The organism is Leucobacter sp. NPDC015123 (assembly GCF_043080205.1).
GTDB lineage: Bacteria > Actinomycetota > Actinomycetes > Actinomycetales > Microbacteriaceae > Leucobacter > Leucobacter aridicollis_A.
The window spans coordinates 1-1,284 of the sequence record NZ_JBIBVH010000016.1 but is presented as its reverse complement, the minus strand read 5'-3'; the positions used below and the strand labels follow the sequence as shown (position 1 = coordinate 1,284).

Below are 1,284 nucleotides of genomic sequence, written 5' to 3'. Positions count from 1 at the left end.
GGGTCTGCTGAAGGTTTAGTTGACCCGGGTTTCCATTCCTAGGCAGCCAGCTCGACCGCACTTCTCACTATAGTTTCGAACTCAACCGGGGTCAGTTTCCCCAGGCGTCGTTGTTTACGTTTGCGATGATATTTTGCTTCGATCCAGTGCACGATCGCGAGTCTGAGCTCATCACGCGTGTGCCACCGTTTCCGGTCGAGCACGTTCTTCTGCAGCAGACTAAAAAATGACTCCATCGCCGCGTTATCGCCACACGCACCTACCCGCCCCATCGAACCGCGTAGCTTGTAACGCTTCAGTGCCTTCTGAAACTTACGGCTTCTAAATTGACTGCCTCGATCCGAATGTATGATTACGTTCTCGGGGTAACCTCGTTGCATCAGCGCGTTCGTGAGTGCCCGTACCGCCAACCCAGCTTTCATTCGTTTATCGATCGCATACCCGACGATCTTGTTCGAACACACATCCTTGAACGCGCACATGTACAGCTTGCCTTCGCCCGTCCAATGCTCGGTAATGTCGACTAACCATTTCTCGTCGAGCCCGTCGGCGGTGAAGTCCTTTTGCACGAGATCATCACCCACCGGCTCCCCAGCTTTCTTGCTCTTGCGTGTGCGTCCCACAATGGTTGATTGGATCCCAGCAATCTTGCAGAGCCGCCACACACGGCGTTCACTGATCTCGTAGCCGAGATCATGCAGGTCATCAGCGAGGACACGGTAACCGCCCTCCTCGTCGTCTGCGTGGAGTTCCCACAACACCTCGATGAGATGAGCTTCTTCGACCTCTCGAGCAGACACCGGCTGTTGTAGCCACCGATAGTAGGCCTGCTTCGAGAAGCCGAGCACCCTGCACGCCACTACGACCGGCACCCTGATACGGGCACCGGGCGCAGCCATCTCACGGACGAGAGGGAACACTATTTTGGGGGCGTGATATGAATCTGTGACAAATACGCTGCCGCACGCCGAAGCACCTCGTTCTCCTGCTCCAGCAGCTTGTTCCGGCGCATCAACTCACGTACTTTCGCATCCTCGGAAGCCGGCAAATCCTTCGCTGCGGGTAAGCCCTGGTCGGCGCGCTCAGCATCAGCCACCCATTTCGACATTGCTGATTTCGATACTCCCAGATCACGGCACACTTCGCGCTGAGACGCTCCCGCACGCACAAGCGCGACTGCATCATTTCTGAATTCTTCTGAATACCTCATCGTGTAACTATTCTCCTGTTCCCCACCCGCTCGCACGAAGTGGACAAGAGTCAATCAAACCTTCAGCAGACCCC

At 55.8% G+C, this 1,284-nt stretch carries 1 protein-coding gene; it reads right to left on the bottom strand.

Going from position 1 to position 1,284, the window contains the following annotated elements; translation table 11 throughout:
• Nucleotides 1-38 precede the first annotated feature (38 nt).
• Nucleotides 39-1,210 (bottom strand): IS3 family transposase gene (locus tag ACF07D_RS16075; protein WP_391505582.1). Its coding sequence is split into 2 segments (ribosomal slippage): nucleotides 39-934 and nucleotides 934-1,210, totalling 1,173 coding nucleotides; the frame shifts between segments, so codons are not numbered across the junction.
• Nucleotides 1,211-1,284: the final 74 nt, after the last annotated feature.